The organism is Rathayibacter rhapontici (assembly GCF_001995175.1).
Taxonomy (GTDB): Bacteria; Actinomycetota; Actinomycetes; order Actinomycetales; family Microbacteriaceae; genus Rathayibacter.
Window position 1 is genome coordinate 48,498 of record NZ_MUKN01000004.1, and the last position, 18,743, is coordinate 67,240.

Below are 18,743 nucleotides of genomic sequence, written 5' to 3' on the forward strand. Positions count from 1 at the left end.
CGATACCGCCGGTATCGCTTCCTCCTCCGCCTTGCGGAGAACGCCTCTCGCACCGCGTCCGGTAGAAGACTGCTCACGTCCCCCGGAGCCTCCGCGAGATGCCACTTCGGCACGCGGCACGCCGGTCTACTTGTACCCGAGTGGCATCTCGCGGCTCAGGCTGCGGGCGCTAAGTAGCCGTTCCACTCGGGTTCCATCCGCTCCGCGCCGCGCACGAGCCAGGAGCCGGCCCGCGGCACCCGCGGCACCGTCCGCAGGTGCCAGCCCATCTCGGCGGGCGTGCGGTCGCTCTTGGTGTTGTTGCAGCGGTGGCAGCAGGCGACGAGGTTCTCCCACGTGTCGCGTCCGCCGCGCGACTTCGGCTGGATGTGGTCGATGGTGTTCGCGTGCATCCCGCAGTATCCGCAGCGGTGGTTGTCGCGCCGCAGCACCCCGCGCCGCGAGACGGGCACGGTCCGCGAGCTCGGGATCCGCACGTAGCGGGTCAGGAGGATCACGGACGGCCGCACGTAGTCGCCGGCCGCTCCGTGCACCGGATTGTCCTCGTCGGCCGCGATGACGGTCGCCTTCTCGGTCATCAGCAGGACGAGCGCCCGCTTGAACGAGACGACAGCGAGCGGCTCGTAGCCGGCGTTGAGAACCAGGGTGCGCATCAGTGACCTCCGAACGGGCGTCGTCCGTCGCACCGCGACATCACCCCGGACGCGGAGAAGGGCGCCGTCGCGTGGACGGCGCCCTTCTGGGCCGCGGCTGAGCACCGCGTCGAGTCGTGGTGGTGTATCCGAGTGTCGGAGGAGTGCACCGAGGCGGAGAGGATCCCCGCCCGGATCGAGTCGGTCCGCCGCACGCGTGAACGCAGCCCCACGCAGTGTGCCCGTTCCGCTCGGTCATCCCGGCACTCCGTCCCTCGACGAACCGCTCCGCTGGTACGGCGGAGTGGGGTTCAGAGTATTCCTTCCCGCGCGAAACACCAGAGATTCACCCGAATTCGTCATCCGCATTTCACACCGCGTCCCCCGCGACGCGGACGAGCCCGCCCCCTCGGAAGGGAACGGGCTCGTCGACGGGCGTCCGGGCTCAGCCCGGGATGCGCACGATGTAGTAGTCCGACGTCCAGATCGGCTGCACGCGGACGCTCGCGCCGGCGTAGGGCGCGTGCAGGATGTTGCCGTTGCCCGCGTAGAAGCCGTCGTGACCGGGCATGATCACCAGGTCGCCGGGCTGCGCCTCCGAGACGGGGATGCGGGTGCCCATCGCGGCCTGTCCCGCCGCCGAGTGCGGCATCGAGATGCCGTACTGCGCGAAGACGTACATCACGAGGCCGGAGCAGTCGAAGCCGCTCGGGTCCGCTCCACCGAAGACGTAGGGCACGCCCTGGTACTGCAGCGCGGTGTTGTACACGGCCGACAGGCTGTACCCGGTGCTCGGCGCCGACGCGGCGAGCTCCGCGGCCGACGCTCCGTCGTACGAGTTGAACGTCTCGGCGGTCTCCGCACGGGCGGTCTCGACGTCCGAGGTGTCGGCGACCGGCTCGACGACGGGCGCCGGCTCCGGCTCGGGGGGCGGCGGGGGCGGAGGAGCCGCCTCGGCCGAGAAGCCGTCGCGCGCGATCGCGGCCTGCACGACGCTCCCCGCGACGGCGACGGTCTGCGCCTCGCCCTGGCGGAGGAGGTCGGCCTGCGACGCCGCGAACGGGCTGTCGACGTCGGTGCCCGGGGAGAACGCGTAGGCGGGCAGCGCCATGGTCGCGACGAGTGCGCCGGCGAAGCCGACGATCGCGACCTTGCCGAGCTTCCGGCCGCGGTGCCTGCGCGGGGTGCCGGCGGGCGAGGGCACGAAGTCGGTCACGTCGCGCTGGCGGGCCTGAGCGGTCGGGACCGCACGGCGGGCGACGGGGGCCTCGGAGTGGAACCGCGCGCGCACGACGGGCGGCTGGTTCTCGAACGAGGCGGTGCTGCGGGGGCTGTTCGGGTGGGTGGAGCGGTACCGGTCGGGGCTGCCGGTGGTGTCGTTCTCGGCCAAAGGGGTGGACCTCCGCGTCCCGTCAGCCCAGGCGGCTGTCCCGTCTCATGCACGAAGCATCGATGTTCACGGTGGTCCGAGACGGGCAGGGGGACGTCGGATTCCGCGCCCTGGAACCGGGGTCCGGATGCAGGGCTCCCCAGAGCGTATGCGACCGTTACCGATTTGTCACCATTCGACGCGGCCCGGACGCGACATCGGCGTGCGGACCGACCCGGCATGCGCTAGGGGCGCACCCAGCGCGCGCCCAGTGTCCGCTCGGAGACCTGTCGTCAGAGACGAGGAAGATGTGCGCCGCGACCTCGTTGGGGAGCTCGATGCCCGCCTCCGCGCCGTCGATGCGCACCAGGACGTAGCCGTTGAGGGCCGAGAACTCGCCCTCGGCTCCCGGCATGACGCCCGCCTGCTTCAGCTGCAGCAGCAGCTCGGGGTCGACCTGGGCCGGCTCCCCGAGGCGGCGGACGACACCGCGCTTGGGCTCGGCCGATCCGGCGACGAAGCGGGGCAGGCTGATGACCCCGTCCGCGAAGCGCGACGCCGGGGTGTCGCCGAGCTCGTCGAGGCCCGGGATCGGGTTGCCGTACGGCGACTCGGTCGGGTGGTCGAGCATCTCGAGGAGTCGTCGCTCCACCTGCTCGCTCATGACGTGCTCCCAGCGGCAGGCCTCCTCGTGCACGAACTCCCAGTCGAGCTTGATGACGTCGTGGAGGAGCCGCTCGGCGAGGCGGTGCTTGCGCATGACGTGGATCGCCTTGCGGCGCCCGTCGGAGGTGAGCTCGAGGTGGCGGTCGCCCGAGACGACGACGAGACCGTCGCGCTCCATGCGTCCGACGGTCTGCGAGACGGTCGGCCCCGAGTGGCTCAGACGCTCCGAGATACGCGCGCGGAGGGGGATGATGTTCTCCTCCTCGAGCTCCAGAATGGTGCGCAGGTACATCTCGGTGGTGTCGATCAGATCCGTCATCTCAGCCTTCCCGTCTCGGCGCGCTCAACCTTACTGGGCACCGTGTCGCAACATCCGCGAAGCCGCACGGCGCCAGGCCTTCGTCACTCGAAGGAGGGGGCGAGCCGGGAACCCTAGTATTAACGCATGCCGGACGTCACCATTCCTCGCGAGCTCCTCCCCCACGACGGACGATTCGGCTGCGGCCCGTCCAAGGTGCGGCACGACCAGCTCGCGCACCTCGCGACCGAGGGCGCGCACCTCCTCGGCACGTCGCACCGGCAGGCCCCGGTCAAGAACCTGGTCGGCCGCGTGCGCGAGCACCTCGCGAACCTGTTCGACGTCCCCGAGGGCTACGAGGTCCTCCTCGGCAACGGCGGCTCGACCGCGTTCTGGGATTCGGCCGCCTTCTCGCTGATCGAGCGCCGTGCCGAGAACCTCACCTTCGGCGAGTTCGGCCAGAAGTTCGCGAAGGCCGCGTCCGCGCCGTTCCTCGAGCCGGCGCACGTGATCTCGGCTCCCGCCGGGTCGCGGAGCGAGGTCGAGGTCCTCGAGGGCGTCGACGTCTACGCCTGGCCCCACAACGAGACCTCGACCGGAGTCATGGCGCCGGTCTCGCGCGTCCACGGCGACGAGGGCGCGCTCACCGTGATCGACGCGACGAGCGCCGCGGGCGGCATCGACTTCGACGCCTCGCAGGCCGACGTCTACTACTTCGCCCCGCAGAAGAACTTCGCCAGCGACGGCGGCCTCTGGTTCGGCCTCTTCTCCCCCGCCGCGATCGAGCGCGTCGAGCGCATCGCGGCGAGCGGCCGCTACATCCCCGAGTTCCTGAGCCTGAAGAACGCGGTCGACAACTCGCGGCTGAACCAGACGCTCAACACGCCCGCGCTCGCGACGCTCCTGCTGATGGAGTCGCAGCTCGACTGGATGAACGGCAACGGCGGCCTCGCCTGGGCGTCGGCGCGCACCGCCGAGTCCTCCTCCGCGATCTACGACTGGGCCGAGGCCTCGTCGGTCGCGACCCCGTTCGTCGAGGTGCCCGAGCACCGCTCGCAGGTCGTCGCCACCGTCGACTTCGACGCGTCGATCGACGCCGCGCTGATCGCGAAGGTCCTGCGCGCCAACGGCATCGTCGACACCGAGCCGTACCGCAAGCTCGGGCGCAACCAGCTGCGCATCGCCACCTTCACCGCGATCGAGCCCGACGACGTCCGGTCGCTGCTGAACTGCATCGACCACGTCATCGAGCGCCTGGCCGACTGAGGGGCGGGCGGAGGATGAGGCTGTGGCTCCGCGAGGAGGAGCGTCGACCGAGTCCTCCGCCCTACCCGAGCGACGACGCGCGAGCGCTCCTCGTGGGCTGCCTCGTCTGGGTCGCGGCGCTGATCGGCGTCCTCGTGGCGGCCTCCGTCGGCGTGGCCGTGCCGCCGCTCGTCCTGTCGACCGTCGTCATCGGCGTCGTGCTCGGCACGATCGGGCTGTTCTACAGCCGCAACCGCCGCTGACGGCTCAGGAGGCGTCCGTCTCCATCGTGAGCGTCGCCGCGACCGGGTCGACGGACAGCTCCACCGAGAGGGCGCCGAGGTCCGCGAAGCTCGCGACGTGCGTGCCTCCGCACGGGATCGACGCCTGCCCCGCCGCGAGGAGGCAGCGCCAGGTCCGGCGGGAGCCGAGCAGCTCGTCCTCGCGCTCGATCACGACGGCGGCGTCCTCCGCCGTCCACTCCGCCAGCAGCGCGTCGATCCGCTCCTCGATCTCCGGCAGCGCCTCCTGCAGCCGGGCGGTGTCGAAACCGCTGCGCCGGAGGCTCTTGCCGAGCCGGTAGACGTCGGTGGACCCGGACGGCCGGATGAGGGACGTCTGGATCGCGGCCTGATCGAAGTCGGGGCTGCCGAGCGAGTCGGTCCGGACGGGCTTGCTCCAGAGATCGGCGAGCGCCGCGTTCAGGGCGAGCGACGCCAGATGACAGGCCGTGTGCCCGCGCGACAGCTCGTCCCGTCGGGCACGGTCGACCTCGACCCGGATCCGCTGCCCCTCGGCGAGCGCGGACGCGTCGGCCACGACGTGCGCGACGACGAAGACCCAGCCGTCCGTGCCGAGGCGGACCGGGAGCCGGTCGCCCAGGTGCAGCGCGCGCCCGTCCCACGCCGCGATGCGGCAGTCGAGCAGGCGGTAGCGGACGCCCTCGGCGACGAGGACGCCCTCGTCGGGCCCCTGGTCCGGCCAGGTCGGATCGACGGGATGAGCGGCCGTGGCATCGAGGACGACCGCCCAGCGGCCCTCCTCGAGCGCCTCGAGGTGCACGACCTCCCCCTCGGAGGAGGTGGCGCCGTCGGGGTAGGAGACGACCGTGTCGATGCCGATCACGCCGTCCCCTCCCCCGTCGTCGCCGCGGCGGACGCCGACTCAGCGGTCGTCGTCATCCCGGTCGTCGTCGTCGTCATCGGACTCATCGTCGTCGTCGTCATCATCGGACTCGTCGTCGTCGTCCGAGGCGTCGTCATCGTCCGACTCGTCGTCGTCATCGTCATCCGCGTCGTCGTCGTCGTCATCCGACTCGTCGTCATCGTCCTCGTCGTCATCGGACTCGTCGTCGTCGTCGAGCACGACCTGATCGTCGAACTCGTCCTCCGAGTCCGGCGCGTCCTCGTCCGGGTCGTCCTCGTCGTCGTCCTCGTCCGAGTCGTCCGACTCCTCGCCGGCCGCGTCCTGCGCCGCGCGATAGTCCGCCAGGCGATCCGTCCACGGCACCCAGTCCGGAGCGAGCACCGCTCCCTCGCCGGGCAGCAGCTCGACCTCGAGCACGTTGACGTCCTCGGTCTCGTCGATGCGCGAGAGGGTCGCCGTCCAGAGCCACCCCGGGTAGCCCCTCATGAGGTTCGCGAACTGCAGCGAGACCACGTGCTCTCCCTGCGCCAGCGTCGCCACCAGCGGCCCGATCGTGTCGGGCGGAGCCACGTCGGCGAGCGCCTCGCGGGCACGCTCCTCGGAGGCGGCGAGAACGGAGTCGAGCTCGTACACGGGCTCCTCCTGCTCGTCCTCGACCGCGTCCTCCGTCGGCGACCCGGATCCCGATGCAGGGCCGTCCGTCTCCGACTGGGAATCCTCGATCGCGCTCTCGAGAACCGCGGGCTCCTCGGCGGGGGCCGGAGGCGCGGGCTCGGCCAGAGGCTCGTCCCGCTCAGGCACGACCTCAGCGGTCGATGCGACGTCCTCATCGGTGGACACCTCGACCTCGGCGATCGGCGCATCGTCCTCGTCAGTGGACGCCTCGACCTCGGCGATCTCCGCGTCGTCCTCGCCGGTCGGAACCTCGGCGACCCTCGTCTCGGCCGCGTCGTCCGCCGCCGTCTCGTCGACGTCTCCGGTCGGCAGGAGGGACTCCTCCCCCTGGGGCGACGCGAGGTCGCCGGTCGTGCCGTCGGCGTCAGGCATCCAGCTCGTCCGCCACCCGGCGCAGCAGCGCCGCGATCTTGCGGCCGTGGGCCTTGTCGGGGTAGCGACCGCGCTTGAGGCCGGTGCCGATGCCGTCGAGCAGCTTGACGGTGTCCTCGACGATCACCGACATGTCGTCGGCCGACTTGCGGTTCATCTTGACCATGCTGGGGGGCGCCTCGATGACACGGGCGGTCAGGGCCTGAGCCCCGCGCTTGCCGTCGCGATGCCGAACTCGAGGCGTGTGCCGGGCTTCACCGCGGTCCCCGAGGGCAGCGCGGAAGCGTGCAGGAAGACCTCCTGGCCGTCATCAGTGCTGATGAAGCCGAAGCCCTTCTCCTCGTCGTAGAACTTGACCTTGCCGGTAGGCATGCAGAACCCCTCCTGGAATCGAAGCAACCACCAGTTTAGAGGCTCCCGGGTGCGGCCTATCCTTGGGGGGTGAAGCCACAGCAGCCGGCGGGCATCGGACGCGCCGAGCGCACCCTCGCCTACATGTTCATCGCGATCATCGCCGTCACGGTGCTCGCGTTCCTCGCGATCCTCCTCGCACCCGTCTTCGGAGTCGAGCAGTACGAGGGTCCGCTGTGGCGGTTCGTCTTCGCGGTCCCCCTCGTCGGCCTGCCCATCGCCTTCCTGATGATGATCGCGATGCTGATCGTCGGAGTGCGCCGCCGCCGCGCGTCCTGACCCCGCCGACGGCACCGGGGCGGCGTCGAGCCGTCCACCACTCGGCTCCCAGACTCCGTTCAGGCAACGCGCAGAAGATGTCCTCATGGACGGACCCCGCATTCTCATCGTCGACGACGAGCCCAACATCAGAGACCTGCTCACCACGAGCCTCCGCTTCGCCGGCTTCGCCGTGCGCGCGGTGGGCAACGGCGCTCAGGCCATCTCGGCCGTCCTCGAGGAGGAGCCCGACCTGATCATCCTCGACGTGATGCTCCCCGACATGAACGGGTTCGGCGTCACGAAGCGCCTGCGCTCCGCCGGCTACACCTCCCCCATCCTCTTCCTCACGGCGAAGGACGACACGGAGGACAAGATCACCGGTCTGACGGTCGGCGGGGACGACTACGTCACCAAGCCGTTCAGCCTCGACGAGATCGTGGCGCGCATCAAGGCGATCCTCCGCCGCACCATGCACGCCGAGGAGGACGCGGTCATCCGCGCGGGCGAGCTCACGATGGATCAGGACACCCACGAGGTCCTGGTCGGCGACGAGCCGGTCGAGCTCAGCCCCACCGAGTTCAAGCTGCTGCGGTACCTGATGCTCAACCCCAACCGCGTGCTCAGCAAGGCGCAGATCCTCGACCACGTGTGGGAGTACGACTTCAACGGGGATGCGGGCATCGTCGAGTCCTACATCTCCTACCTGCGACGTAAGCTCGACACGCATTCGGAGGAATCGCTCATCCAGACCAAGCGAGGATTCGGATACATGCTGAAGGTCGCGAAGGCCTAGCCTCCGAGTCCTGTCGACGTCGCGGAGCCCGGAGCTCCGCACCCCGGCGGTCGTCCCTTCGCGGGGCGGCCGCCGTTCCGCCATCGAGGGAGTCTCACCGCCATGCACCAGACCCTGGCCGAGCGGTGGAACTCGATCTCCCTGCGGACCAAGATCACCGCGGTGACGGTCCTCCTGCTGACGCTCGGCCTCCTCGTCTCCGGCATCGGGACCATGACGATGCTGAAGCCGCAGCTCATCTCGCAGCTCGACCGCGATCTCGCGGTCAAGGCGCAGCTCGTGGCGAACACGCTGAGCGCCAAGGGCGAGGCCGGGCTGAGCGACGACGACAACCTCTACGTCGGCGCGGTCTACGATTCCGAAGGCGTGCAGGGCGACTCGACGGCGATCGGCCCGAACGACCCCGCCTTCCCGACGAGGTTCACGCTCGACGAGGCCCTCGACATCGGCGACGACCACCGGACGATCGAGAGCGTCAACGGCAAGATCGAGTACCACTTCGTCGCGACGACCTACTCGCAGGGCAACCAGGTCCAGACGCTGCTGCTGGCCACGTCCACACGGGGCGTGGACAACATCATGACGATCTACCTCACGATCTTCCTCGGGTTCGGAGTCGCGATCGTCGTCATCGGCGCCATGCTCACGCGCCTGCTCGTCACCACCACCTTCGCGCCGCTGCGCGAGGTCGAGCGCACCGCCGCCGCCATCGCCGACGGCGACTTCAGCCAGCGGCTCGACGGCACCACGCCGAACACCGAGGTCGGGCGGTTGAACCGCTCCCTCAACGCGATGCTGGGCCGGATCGACACGGCCTTCCGCGACCGCGCGCGCACCATCGATCAGATGCGCCGCTTCGTCGGCGACGCCAGCCACGAGCTGCGCACGCCCCTGGTCTCGGTGCGCGGCTACGCCGAGCTGTACCGGATGGGCGCTCTCCAGACGCCCGAGGCCGTCGGCCAGGCCATGGAGCGCATCGAGAAGGAGGCGATCCGGATGGGCGGCCTCGTCGAGGACCTGCTCGAGCTCGCCCGTCTCGACGAGACGAAGCCGCTCGCCCTCGCCCCCGTCGACCTCATGCCCCTCGCGCGCGACGCCGCCATGGACGCGATGGCCTCCTGGCCCGACCGCGACTTCGGCGTCGAGACCCGCGACGACACTCCGATCGAGACGCCGGCCCTCGACGACGACGAGCTCACCGGCGCCGCGACGCAGCCGCTGCAGACGGCGGCCGCCGGACTGACCGGACCCATCGCCGCCGCGGGAGCCCGGCTCGCGCGGCTCCGCCGCCGCCCGAGCCGGGTGAAGGCCGAGGAGATCGCCGCGGGGACTGCCGAGCCGGCCCCCGAGGAGGCCGGGCTGCCCGCGCTGGTCATGGCCGAGGAGAACAAGATCCGTCAGGTCCTCACCAACCTCATCGGCAACGCCGTCCGGTACACCCCCGAGGACACGCCCATCGAGATCGGAGTCGCGGTCGACCGCGCGCGCCGCCTCGCGTTCCTCGAGGTGATCGACCACGGCGAGGGCATCCCGCCGCAGATCCGCGAGAAGATCTTCCAGCGCTTCTGGCGCGCCGACACCTCGCGCACCCGCGAGACCGGCGGCAGCGGTCTCGGGCTGGCGATCGTCTCCTCCATCGTGGCCGCGCACAAGGGACGCGTCGACGTCGTCGAGACGCCGGGCGGAGGAGCGACGTTCCGCGTCGCCCTGCCCCTCCTCACCGTCGGCCCGAACGGCGAATCCTCCCCAGCCTCGGTCTGAGCGCCGCCGCCCGGGACGCCCGCGGTCCTACCGTTCACGCACGCGCCGATCGGCGCCGACCGGAACGAGAGGACTCCCCATGACCCGCTACCAGACCGACATCGACGCGATGACCACCATGACCGGCACCGCGCACGGCTACATGGACCGCATCCAGACCGAGGTGTCCGGGCTGCTCGCGCAGCTGACCGGGCTCGAGGCGGTCTGGCAGGGCCAGGCCTCGAACGCGTTCCAGGGCGTCGTCGGCGTCTGGCGCTCGACGCAGGCGCAGGTCGACGAGGGACTGGCCACCATCACGCTCGCCCTCGGCACGGCCGCTCAGCAGTACGCCGACACCGAGCAGGCCAACGCGCGCCTCTTCGGCTCCTGAGCGCCGGCTCGCGAGGGAGCCGCCGTCCGCGCACTGCCGGGGCGTGCCCGGAACGCACGGAAGGCGGCTCCCCCGGAGGGGAACCGCCTTCAGCATGTGGTGCGGGTCGGACTAGAAGTCCATGCCGCCCGTGGGGTCGCCGGCCGGAACCGGGTTCTTCTCGGGCTTGTCGGCGACGACGACCTCGGTGGTGAGGAAGAGGCCGGCGATCGACGCCGCGTTCTGCAGCGCGGAGCGGGTGACCTTGACCGGGTCGATGATGCCGGCGGCGATCAGGTCGACGTACTCGCCGGTCGCGGCGTTGAGGCCGTGTCCGGTGGGCAGCTCGCGGACCTTGGCGGCGACGACACCGGGCTCGAGACCGGCGTTCAGCGCGATCTGCTTGAGGGGCGCCTCGATGGCGACCTTGACGATGTTCGCGCCGGTCGCCTCGTCTCCGACGAGCTCGAGCTTGTCGAACGCGAGCTTGCCGGCCTGGATGAGGGCGACGCCACCACCGGCGACGATGCCCTCCTCGACGGCGGCCTTCGCGTTGCGGACGGCGTCCTCGATGCGGTGCTTGCGCTCCTTGAGCTCGACCTCGGTCGCCGCTCCGGCCTTGATGACCGCGACTCCACCGGCGAGCTTCGCGAGGCGCTCCTGGAGCTTCTCGCGGTCGTAGTCGCTGTCGGTGTTCTCGATCTCGGCGCGGATCTGGGCGACGCGGCCGGCGATGGCCTCGGCGTCGCCGGAGCCCTCGACGATGGTGGTCTCGTCCTTGGTGATGACGACCTTGCGGGCCGAGCCGAGGAGGTCGAGGGTGACGTTCTCGAGCTTGAGACCGACCTCCTCCGAGATGACCTGGCCGCCGGTCAGGATCGCGATGTCCTGGAGCTGGGCCTTGCGACGGTCGCCGAAGCCCGGGGCCTTGACGGCGACGGACTTGAAGATGCCGCGGATCTTGTTGCGACCAGGGTCGCCAGCGCCTCTCCGTCGACGTCCTCGGCGATGATCAGCAGCTGCTTGCCCGCCTGGATCACCTTGTCGACGACGGGGAGGAGGTCCTTGATGTTCGAGACCTTGGAGTTGACGATGAGGATGTAGGGGTCCTCGAACACCGCCTCCTGGCGGTCGGGGTCGGTCACGAAGTACTGCGACAGGTAGCCCTTGTCGAAGCGCATGCCCTCGGTGAGCTCGAGCTCGGTGCCGAAGGTGTTCGACTCCTCGACGGTGACGACGCCCTCCTTGCCGACCTTGTCGATCGCCTCGGCGATGATGGCGCCGATCTCGGGGTCCGCAGCCGAGATGGAGGCGGTCGCCGCGATCTCGTCCTTGGTCTCGATCGCCTTGGCGCCGGCGATGAGCTCGGCGGTGACGGCCTTGACGGCCTTCTCGATGCCCTTCTTCAGGGTGATCGGGTCGGCGCCGGCCGCGACGTTGCGCAGACCTTCGCGGACCAGGGCCTGGGCGAGGACGGTCGCCGTGGTGGTTCCGTCGCCGGCGACGTCGTCGGTCTTCTTGGCGACCTCCTTGACGAGCTCCGCGCCGATCTTCTCGTAGGGCTCGTCGAGCTCGATCTCCTTGGCGATCGAGACGCCGTCGTTCGTGATGGTGGGAGCGCCCCACTTCTTCTCGAGCACGACGTTGCGGCCGCGCGGGCCGAGGGTCACCTTGACCGCGTCGGCCAGAGTGTTGAGTCCACGCTCGAGGCCGCGGCGGGCTTCTTCGTCAAAAGCAATGATCTTGGCCATGTGTGTTTCTCGTCCCTCCCGGACGTCAAGAAAGTTTCATTCCTGGCACTCGGATGAACCGAGTGCCAAGAGCGATTCTGGCACTCGCGGGTGACGAGTGCAAGCGACGTGGCACGGGGCGGAACGACAGGAGCCGCCGTCCGCACGGGGCGGGCGACGGCTCCTGGGACGAGCGCCGGGTCAGACCAGGCGCACCGATTCCGCCTGGGGTCCCTTCGATCCGCTGCCGACCTCGAAGGCGACGTGCTGGCCCTCCTCGAGGACCTTGTATCCCGACATGTCGATCGCGGAGTAGTGGACGAACACGTCCTGCCCGCCGCCGTCGACCGTGATGAAGCCGTAGCCCTTCTCAGCGTTGAACCACTTGACGGTTCCGTTCGCCATTTCCACTCCCAAGTACTGTGCTGCCCTCGACACGAGCGATGCGCGCGTGCCTCCGAGTCGAGATACTAATCCGCGGCACGGGCCCGGAAACGGCGCGATCGCGCCTTCGGGAAAGAGTTGTCCGCGATTCAACACGGATTAAACGTGCCGGAAACAGAAGCCCCGGTGGAGGCGGGTTCCGATCGCCTCGTCGGGGACGATCGGGGCTCAGTCGACGGGGTAGTCGGCGCCGAGCACCACGACGAGATCGCCGGTCTCGGCGAACTCGTCGCCCTGCACCAGCGCCCCGAGTCCGAGCGACTCGACCAGGCCGAGCGCGGCGCCCTGGAGCGAGGGGTCGGCGTAGTAGACGGTGGTCGCGGCCTGGTCCTCCGAGCTGGCGTTCGCGACCGTCGGCACCGTCCAGCCGTCCGTGGTGAGCGCGTCGCCGGCGCTCGCGGCGAGCCCGGCCGTCGGAGTGCCGTTGAGCACGGTGATCTGGAGCGAGGGGTCCACGGTCGGAGCGACCTCCGGCGTCGCGTCGGCGATGCCGGTGGGGGCCGTGAAGACGTCGTTGAACTGCACGCGGTTGTCGATCACGAGGAGGCCGATGAAGCCGAGGAGGACGATCACCCCGGTGGCCAGCGCCGCCCAGGCGAGGGCGATGAGGCGGGCGTGCGGTGCCGGCGGCCTGCGGTGAGCGCCGACGCGGCCCTCCGTCGCGGGGACCTCGTCGAATCGGTCCTTCGGGTGCGTGTTCGACATCGAGATCGGAGCCGGCCTTCCGTTGCGGTGTGCTCGAGCAGCGGGTCTACTCGGGCCGCCCGAGGCGCCGCGCGGCGCGGGCGCCGGAGCGCCCGTCGCGGATGCGCAGGAGGCGCTTCACGAGCATCGGGTCGTGGGCGAGGGCCGCGGGTGAGCCGAGGACCGCGCCGAGGACCTGATAGTAGCGGGCGACCGAGAGCCCGAACCTGGAGCGGATCGCGTCCTCCTTGTCCCCGGAGCGCGAGGTCCAGTCGCGCTCGAAGTCGAGCACCTCGCGGTCGCGCTCGGAGAGCGGCGCGCTCGACGCGCTCGTGCCCCGCGTCGTCCCCGTCGTCCCGCTCATCCGTCCAGGGTAGGCACGCCCGCCGCTCACGCCGCGGAGGCGCTCCGGTACATGCTCACGTGCGCGATGCCCGCCTCCTGGTACTCCTCCCCGAAGGCGACGAAGCCCGAGCGGGTGTAGAGCCCGGCGACGTGCGCCTGGGCGTGCAGGAGGATCGCCTCGTCGCCGTGGCGCCGGATCACCGCCTGCACCAGTGCGTGAGCGAGCCCCTCCCCCCTCCTGTCCGCTCGGGTGGCGACACGGCCGATGACGCGGTGCGCGTCGGCGTGCTCCGCCTCGGCGTCGACGAGGGTCCGGAGATAGGCGGCGGTCCCGTGCGCGTCGGCGATCCACCAGTGCCGCGCGGTCGGCTCGAGATCACGACCGTCCAGCTCGTCGTCGTCGACGCGCTGCTCCCGGAGGAACACGTCGGTCCTCAGCCGCGCGAAGGCGTACACCTCCTCCGTCGAGAGTTCGCTCCACGCTTTCGAGATCACGGAATTCACCTGCACGGCTGGGAGTTTACGAGAGAGGAGGGGAGCGACCTCCCCCGTAAACTGGCGAGGAATCCTAGGGAGACCCATGTCGTCGTATTCCGTGAACAAGACCGACGCCGAGTGGCGCGAGGAGCTCGACCGCGAGCAGTACGCGGTCCTGCGCGAAGCCGCCACCGAGCGTCCGTGGACCGGCGAGCTGCTCGACGAGCACCGCTCCGGCCTGTACACCTGTGCCGCCTGCCACGCGGAGCTCTTCCAGAGCGGCACCAAGTTCGACTCCGGCTGCGGCTGGCCGAGCTTCTACGAGTCGGTGAACCCCGACGCGGTGCAGCTGATCGAGGACGACACGCTCGGCATGGTTCGCACTGAGGTGCGCTGCGCGAACTGCGGTTCGCACCTGGGCCACGTGTTCCCCGACGGCTTCGGCACTCCGACCGGCGACCGGTACTGCATGAACTCGATCGCACTCGAGTTCCAGGCCGAGAGCGAGTGACCGTGCCCGCTCCGGTGCTCGACGCCGTCCTCGCGCGACGATCGCGGTCGAAGGTGACGGCGGAGGCACCGGGCCACGACGAGATCGCGACGTACGTCTCGGCGGCGTCGCGCCTCGCCGACCACAGCTCGCTGCGGCCGTGGCGGGTCATCGAGATCCGCGGCGCCGCTCGCGACCGGATCGGCCGCAGCTTCGCGGCCGCGTCCGGCTCCAAGAAGGACCCGCGTAAGTACATCGAGAAGACCCACCGCGCCTCCCTCCTGCTGGCCGTCGTGGTGAGCACGAAGAAGTCGAGCGTGCCGGACTGGGAGCAGGAGGCGGTCGCCTCGGGCGTCGCGCACCTGCTGAGCCTGCTGCTCGACGAGGCGGGCTGGGGCGTCTTCTGGCGCACCGGCTCCTACACCCGGGCGAAGGCGGTCCGGAAGGCCCACCGCCTCGAGAAGGGCGAGGAGCTGCTCGGCTGGCTCTACGTCGGCCGGCCCGACGGCAAGATAGGCGGGCCCAAGCGCCCCACGCCCGCCGAGAAGCACCTCAGCGTCCTGCAGCCGTGACGCCGGCGGCGCGCCCCGATCCGGGCGCGGCGCCCGCGATAGTCTGTCCCGGTGCCTCCGGGCACCTGCCGACGTGGCGCAATTGGTAGCGCACCCGACTTGTAATCGGGCGGTTACGGGTTCGAGTCCCGTCGTCGGCTCCACGCATCGCCTCCCGAGCAGCCCCCGGGCTCCTCGTCGTCGCGCCCCGCTCGCTGCCACCGGGCGTCGACAGGAGAAGGGCACGTCCGGTTCGACCGGACGTGCCCTTCTCCTGTTCGCGCCTGCGGTCAGCCCGCGGCGGGAGTCGGCGTCGGCGACGCGGAGGAGTAGGTGTCGGCCGCCGCGGCGAGCACGAACGAGCTGAACGCCTCGGGGTCGGTGAGCGAGCCGGAGTAGGCCTCGCCGTTCACGAGGACGGTCGGCGTGCCGGAGACCTTCTCGACCTCGGTTCCGGGCAGCGGCCCGGAGGTCGCGCGCTCGGTCGCGGCCTGCACCCAGCTCGTGAAGGAGCCGTCGTCGATGCAGGAGTCGACCGCCGCGGTGTCCTGGACTCCGGCGTCCGCGGCGTAGCCCTTGAGCTCGGCGTCCGACAGGCCGTCCGTGCCCTCGGCGGGCTGGTTCTCGAAGAGCAGGGAGTTGAAGTCGAAGAAGGAGTCGGGCGAGGAGTCGGCGACGCAGGCGGCGGCGTTCGCGGCCCGCTCCGAGTACTTCGTGCCGTTCGATCGCGGCGTGAGGATCGCGAGCGGGTGGATCTCGACGGTCGCCGCTCCACTGTCGACCCACTCCCGGATCTGCTCGCCGTTCGTGGTCTCGAACTGACCGCAGTAAGGGCAGAGGTAGTCGACGTACACGCGGATGTCGACGGTGCCGGTCGAGGTGTCGAGAGCGCTCGGGCTCGGAGTGCCGCTCGCCGGGATCGGGTCGGAGGTCTGCGCGACCAGCCCCTCCCCCACCACGAGGCCGTCGCTGGCCATGTTCGCCGGGCCGGGGCCGACCTCGGCCGGGCGGAGGTTGGGCACGAGCACCAGGGCGACGATCGCGACGACGGCGATGACGGCGACGGCGAGGCCTCCCTGCAGCAGCAGGCGGCCGGCGCGGTCGCGGCGCTTCTGCTGCTCGCGGAGCCGTCGGGCCTTCTCCCTCGCTGCCTCTCGACGCTGGTTCTTCGAGAGACGGTCGTTGGCTCCGCCGTTGGTCATGACAAGGACACTCCGAGAAAGAGAGGGGGGGAAGTCGTCGCCGGGTCGCGACTCGCCGGAATCCTACGCGCGAGCCCTGGGAATCCCCCAAACGGCGGATATGCGACCGTCTCGGGGAGGCTTCCGGGCCCGCGGTGGCGAGTTCCGGGCCCGTGGCATACTGTGACGGTTGGCCGACGTCGTCCACACGACGATGACCATCATCAATTCCATTCACTCGGATCGTCCGGCACGTACCTGCCGGTGAAGGAGCAAGAACAATGGCGTCCGTAACTTTCGACCACGCGTCCCGCGTCTACCCCGGGGCCACGCGTGCCTCCGTCGACAAGCTCAACCTCGAGGTGGGCGACGGCGAGTTCCTCGTCCTCGTCGGCCCCTCCGGCTGCGGCAAGTCGACCTCCCTGCGCATGCTCGCCGGCCTCGAAGAGGTCAACGAGGGACGCATCCTCATCGGCGACCGCAACGTCACGGACGTGCCGCCGAAGGACCGCGACATCGCGATGGTCTTCCAGAACTACGCGCTGTACCCGCACATGTCGGTCGCCGAGAACATGGGCTTCGCGCTCAAGATCGCCGGCATCAACAAGGACGAGCGCGCCGCGCGGGTCCTCGAGGCCGCGAAGATGCTCGACCTCGAGCCCTACCTGAACCGCAAGCCGAAGGCCCTCTCGGGTGGTCAGCGTCAGCGCGTCGCGATGGGCCGCGCCATCGTCCGCAAGCCCCAGGTCTTCCTCATGGACGAGCCGCTGTCGAACCTCGACGCCAAGCTGCGCGTCTCGACCCGCACCCAGATCGGCACCCTCCAGCGCCGCCTGGGCATCACCACGGTCTACGTCACCCACGACCAGACCGAGGCGCTCACCATGGGCGACCGCATCGCGGTCCTCAAGGACGGCCTCCTCCAGCAAGTCGGCAGCCCCCGCGACCTGTACGAGAACCCGAACAACGTGTTCGTGGCCGGCTTCATCGGCTCGCCCGCGATGAACCTGTTCCACGCGGACGTCACCGACGGCGGCGTCAAGTTCGGCGACACCGTCCTCCCGATCGCCCGCGAGGCGCTCGCGAAGACGAGCCAGAAGGTCGTCACGCTCGGCGTGCGCCCCGAGGACGTCACCGTCTCGACCCAGCCCGGCGGCCTCCCCATCGAGGTCGACCTGATTGAGGAGCTCGGCTCGGACGGCTACCTCTACGGCCACACCGAGGTCGAGGGTCGCCGCACCGACATCGTCGCGCGCGTCGACGGCCGCGTGCACCCCACCGCGGGCGACCGCGTCTACGTGACCGCGAACCACCGCGTGCACATCTTCGACGCGGAGTCGGGCGAGCGCCTCTCCTAGGGCTCCGCTCCCGCGCACACGCTGCCGCCGTCTCCTCCGGGACGGCGGCAGCGTTCGTTACCGCTCCTCCCCCGCCCGACTCCGACACGAACGGCGCTCCATGTCCGGATCCCTGAACATCACCTCAGCCACCGTCGACCCGGCACTCCTCGACCTCCCGTGGAACCTCCGGCTGAACGACTGGCCCGACGAGTACATCGCCGCGCTGCCCAAGGGCATCTCGCGTCACACCGTGCGCTTCGCCCACCTCTCTGGCCACGTGGTCGCCGTCAAGGAGACCACCGCCGAGATGGCCCGCCGCGAGTACGAGATGCTGAAGACGCTGCAGCGCCTCGACGTCCCCTGCGTCGTGCCCGGCGCCGTCATCGCGAACCGCACCGACGACGAGGGCGGCGAGCTGCCCGCCGTGCTGGTGACGCGCCACCTCAAGTTCTCGCTGCCCTACCGCGCCCTCTTCTCGCAGACGCTGCGGCCCGACACGGCGACCCGCCTCGTCGACGCCCTCGCGCTCCTGCTCGTCCGACTGCACGTGATCGGTTTCTTCTGGGGCGACGTGTCGCTCTCGAACACGCTCTTCCGCCGCGATGCCGGTGCGTTCGCCGCCTACCTGGTCGACGCCGAGACCGGTCAGCTCTACTCGGGCGGGCTGTCGAACGGCCAGCGCGAGAACGACCTCGAGATCGCCCGCGTCAACATCGCGGGCGAGCTCCTCGACCTCGAGGCCGGCGGGCGCGTCGACGAGGACCTCGACCCGATCACCGTCTCGGACGGGATCGTCGCGGCGTACCGCAGCCTCTGGAAGGAGCTGACCGGCGTCGAGTCGTTCGCCACCTCCGAGCGCTGGCGGATCAACGACCGGGTGAACCGCCTGAACGACCTCGGCTTCGACATCGAGGAACTGGCGATCAAGACGGACGACGCCGGGTCGACGGTGCGGATCCAGCCCAAGGTCGTCGACGCCGGTCACCACCAGCGCCGCCTCCTGCGCCTGACGGGGCTCGACGCCCAGGAGAACCAGGCGCGGCGGCTGCTGAACGACCTCGACTCCTATACCGCCACCTACGGCAAGCAGGGCCTGGACGAGGAGATGGTCGCGCACGAGTGGCTGGCCCAGGTGTTCGAGCCGGTCATCCGCTCGATCCCCCGCGACCTCAAGGGGCGGCTCGAGCCGGCCGAGATGTTCCACCAGCTGCTCGAGCACCGCTGGTTCATGTCGCAGCAGCAGGCGCGCGACGTCCCCCTCGCGGAGGCGGTGACCGCGTACGTGAACGACATCCTCCGCCATCGCCGCGACGAGGCGACGATCATCGCCCCGCCGACGGAGGCGCTGACGCTGCCCAACCTCGTCATCGACGAGGCGGGCGACGCCGAGCTCACCGACGAGGACGCCGAGGTCGACTGGACCAAGAACGTCTGACCCTGATCGACGAAGGGCCCGTGCGAAGCGATCCGCACGGGCCCTTCGTCATTCGTGTCGACCCCGCGAGGGGTCCGGCGCGGTGAGC

At 70.3% G+C, this 18,743-nt stretch carries 20 protein-coding genes, 1 tRNA gene and 2 pseudogenes; 11 read left to right on the forward strand and 12 right to left on the reverse strand.

Annotated features, from left to right (window positions below):
- Positions 1-155: 155 nt before the first annotated feature.
- The 3 genes from B0T42_RS02225 to B0T42_RS02240 form a co-directional block, all read right to left on the reverse strand.
- Positions 156-653 carry an HNH endonuclease gene (locus B0T42_RS02225; RefSeq protein ID WP_077221783.1) on the reverse strand — a complete coding sequence of 166 codons (498 nt, stop codon included), beginning with the start codon at positions 651-653 and terminating at the stop codon, positions 156-158.
- A gap of 424 nt (positions 654-1,077) precedes the next feature.
- On the reverse strand, positions 1,078-2,022 hold the full coding sequence (locus B0T42_RS02230) for a C40 family peptidase (protein WP_236720067.1): 945 nt from the start codon (positions 2,020-2,022) through the stop codon (positions 1,078-1,080).
- Positions 2,023-2,179: 157 nt separating this feature from the next.
- Positions 2,180-2,986: an iron-dependent transcriptional repressor DtxR gene (locus B0T42_RS02240; RefSeq protein ID WP_077221785.1), complete on the reverse strand. Its 807-nt coding sequence runs from the start codon at positions 2,984-2,986 to the stop codon at positions 2,180-2,182.
- Between the two features lie 126 nt (positions 2,987-3,112).
- On the opposite strand from B0T42_RS02240, the gene serC reads away from it, so the two are divergent.
- Both serC and B0T42_RS02250 read left to right on the forward strand, forming a co-directional pair.
- Positions 3,113-4,231 carry a phosphoserine transaminase gene (serC, locus tag B0T42_RS02245; protein WP_077221786.1) on the forward strand — a complete coding sequence of 373 codons (1,119 nt, stop codon included), beginning with the start codon at positions 3,113-3,115 and terminating at the stop codon, positions 4,229-4,231.
- Between the two features lie 14 nt (positions 4,232-4,245).
- Positions 4,246-4,473, forward strand: a complete 228-nt coding sequence (locus B0T42_RS02250; RefSeq protein ID WP_077221787.1) for a hypothetical protein — start codon at positions 4,246-4,248, stop codon at positions 4,471-4,473.
- A 4-nt stretch (positions 4,474-4,477) separates the two neighbouring features.
- Here B0T42_RS02250 and B0T42_RS02255 read toward each other — a convergent pair whose 3' ends face one another.
- The 3 genes and pseudogenes from B0T42_RS02255 to B0T42_RS02265 form a co-directional block, all read right to left on the reverse strand.
- Complete coding sequence (locus B0T42_RS02255) at positions 4,478-5,335, reverse strand: alanyl-tRNA editing protein (protein WP_077221788.1); 858 nt, start codon at positions 5,333-5,335, stop codon at positions 4,478-4,480.
- A gap of 39 nt (positions 5,336-5,374) precedes the next feature.
- Positions 5,375-6,403: a DUF3027 domain-containing protein gene (locus tag B0T42_RS20940; RefSeq protein WP_077221789.1), complete on the reverse strand. Its 1,029-nt coding sequence runs from the start codon at positions 6,401-6,403 to the stop codon at positions 5,375-5,377.
- A pseudogene (locus tag B0T42_RS02265) lies at positions 6,396-6,775 on the reverse strand (cold-shock protein). Before B0T42_RS02265 ends, B0T42_RS20940 begins: the two are co-directional and overlap by 8 nt.
- 69 nt (positions 6,776-6,844) lie before the next feature.
- On the opposite strand from B0T42_RS02265, the gene B0T42_RS02270 reads away from it, so the two are divergent.
- The 4 genes from B0T42_RS02270 to B0T42_RS02285 all read left to right on the forward strand — a co-directional run bounded on the left by B0T42_RS02270 (position 6,845) and on the right by B0T42_RS02285 (position 9,999).
- Positions 6,845-7,093: a hypothetical protein gene (locus tag B0T42_RS02270; RefSeq protein ID WP_236720068.1), complete on the forward strand. Its 249-nt coding sequence runs from the start codon at positions 6,845-6,847 to the stop codon at positions 7,091-7,093.
- 85 nt (positions 7,094-7,178) lie between these two features.
- The gene (locus B0T42_RS02275; RefSeq protein WP_055787731.1) at positions 7,179-7,868 is read left to right on the forward strand and encodes a response regulator transcription factor; all 690 of its coding nucleotides are present in this window, start codon (positions 7,179-7,181) and stop codon (positions 7,866-7,868) included.
- Between the two features lie 102 nt (positions 7,869-7,970).
- Complete coding sequence (locus B0T42_RS02280) at positions 7,971-9,629, forward strand: sensor histidine kinase (protein WP_077221790.1); 1,659 nt, start codon at positions 7,971-7,973, stop codon at positions 9,627-9,629.
- Positions 9,630-9,708: 79 nt separating this feature from the next.
- Positions 9,709-9,999: a WXG100 family type VII secretion target gene (locus B0T42_RS02285; RefSeq protein ID WP_056866601.1), complete on the forward strand. Its 291-nt coding sequence runs from the start codon at positions 9,709-9,711 to the stop codon at positions 9,997-9,999.
- 111 nt (positions 10,000-10,110) lie between these two features.
- Here the strand turns inward: B0T42_RS02285 and groL are convergent.
- The 5 genes and pseudogenes from groL to B0T42_RS02310 all read right to left on the reverse strand — a co-directional run bounded on the left by groL (position 10,111) and on the right by B0T42_RS02310 (position 13,691).
- Positions 10,111-11,729, reverse strand: a pseudogene (gene groL, locus B0T42_RS02290) (chaperonin GroEL).
- Between the two features lie 180 nt (positions 11,730-11,909).
- Complete coding sequence (locus B0T42_RS02295) at positions 11,910-12,113, reverse strand: cold-shock protein (protein WP_077221791.1); 204 nt, start codon at positions 12,111-12,113, stop codon at positions 11,910-11,912.
- A 207-nt stretch (positions 12,114-12,320) separates the two neighbouring features.
- Positions 12,321-12,857 carry a LytR C-terminal domain-containing protein gene (locus tag B0T42_RS02300; RefSeq protein ID WP_077221792.1) on the reverse strand — a complete coding sequence of 179 codons (537 nt, stop codon included), beginning with the start codon at positions 12,855-12,857 and terminating at the stop codon, positions 12,321-12,323.
- Positions 12,858-12,903: 46 nt separating this feature from the next.
- Positions 12,904-13,200 carry a DUF3263 domain-containing protein gene (locus tag B0T42_RS02305; RefSeq protein ID WP_077221793.1) on the reverse strand — a complete coding sequence of 99 codons (297 nt, stop codon included), beginning with the start codon at positions 13,198-13,200 and terminating at the stop codon, positions 12,904-12,906.
- A gap of 26 nt (positions 13,201-13,226) precedes the next feature.
- Entirely contained in the window at positions 13,227-13,691 is a 465-nt protein-coding gene (locus B0T42_RS02310; protein WP_236720069.1) for a GNAT family N-acetyltransferase, read from the reverse strand.
- Between the two features lie 70 nt (positions 13,692-13,761).
- Here B0T42_RS02310 and msrB point away from each other — a divergent pair, with 70 nt between their 5' ends.
- The 3 genes from msrB (at position 13,762) to B0T42_RS02325 (ending at position 14,863) form a co-directional block, all read left to right on the forward strand.
- Entirely contained in the window at positions 13,762-14,169 is a 408-nt protein-coding gene (msrB, locus tag B0T42_RS02315) for a peptide-methionine (R)-S-oxide reductase MsrB (RefSeq protein WP_077221794.1), read from the forward strand.
- Positions 14,170-14,171: 2 nt separating this feature from the next.
- Positions 14,172-14,720, forward strand: a complete 549-nt coding sequence (locus tag B0T42_RS02320) for a nitroreductase family protein (RefSeq protein WP_236720070.1) — start codon at positions 14,172-14,174, stop codon at positions 14,718-14,720.
- Positions 14,721-14,787: 67 nt separating this feature from the next.
- Positions 14,788-14,863 (forward strand) — tRNA-Thr (locus B0T42_RS02325).
- A gap of 126 nt (positions 14,864-14,989) precedes the next feature.
- On the opposite strand, the gene B0T42_RS02330 is transcribed toward B0T42_RS02325, so the two are convergent.
- Complete coding sequence (locus B0T42_RS02330; RefSeq protein WP_077221796.1) at positions 14,990-15,901, reverse strand: DsbA family protein; 912 nt, start codon at positions 15,899-15,901, stop codon at positions 14,990-14,992.
- 260 nt (positions 15,902-16,161) lie between these two features.
- Between B0T42_RS02330 and B0T42_RS02335 the strand changes: the two genes are divergently transcribed.
- Complete coding sequence (locus tag B0T42_RS02335) at positions 16,162-17,238, forward strand: ABC transporter ATP-binding protein (RefSeq protein WP_055787700.1); 1,077 nt, start codon at positions 16,162-16,164, stop codon at positions 17,236-17,238.
- 100 nt (positions 17,239-17,338) lie between these two features.
- A complete protein-coding gene (locus B0T42_RS02340) occupies positions 17,339-18,655 on the forward strand; it encodes a DUF4032 domain-containing protein (RefSeq protein ID WP_056866597.1) in 1,317 nt (438 codons plus the stop codon).
- Positions 18,656-18,743: the final 88 nt, after the last annotated feature.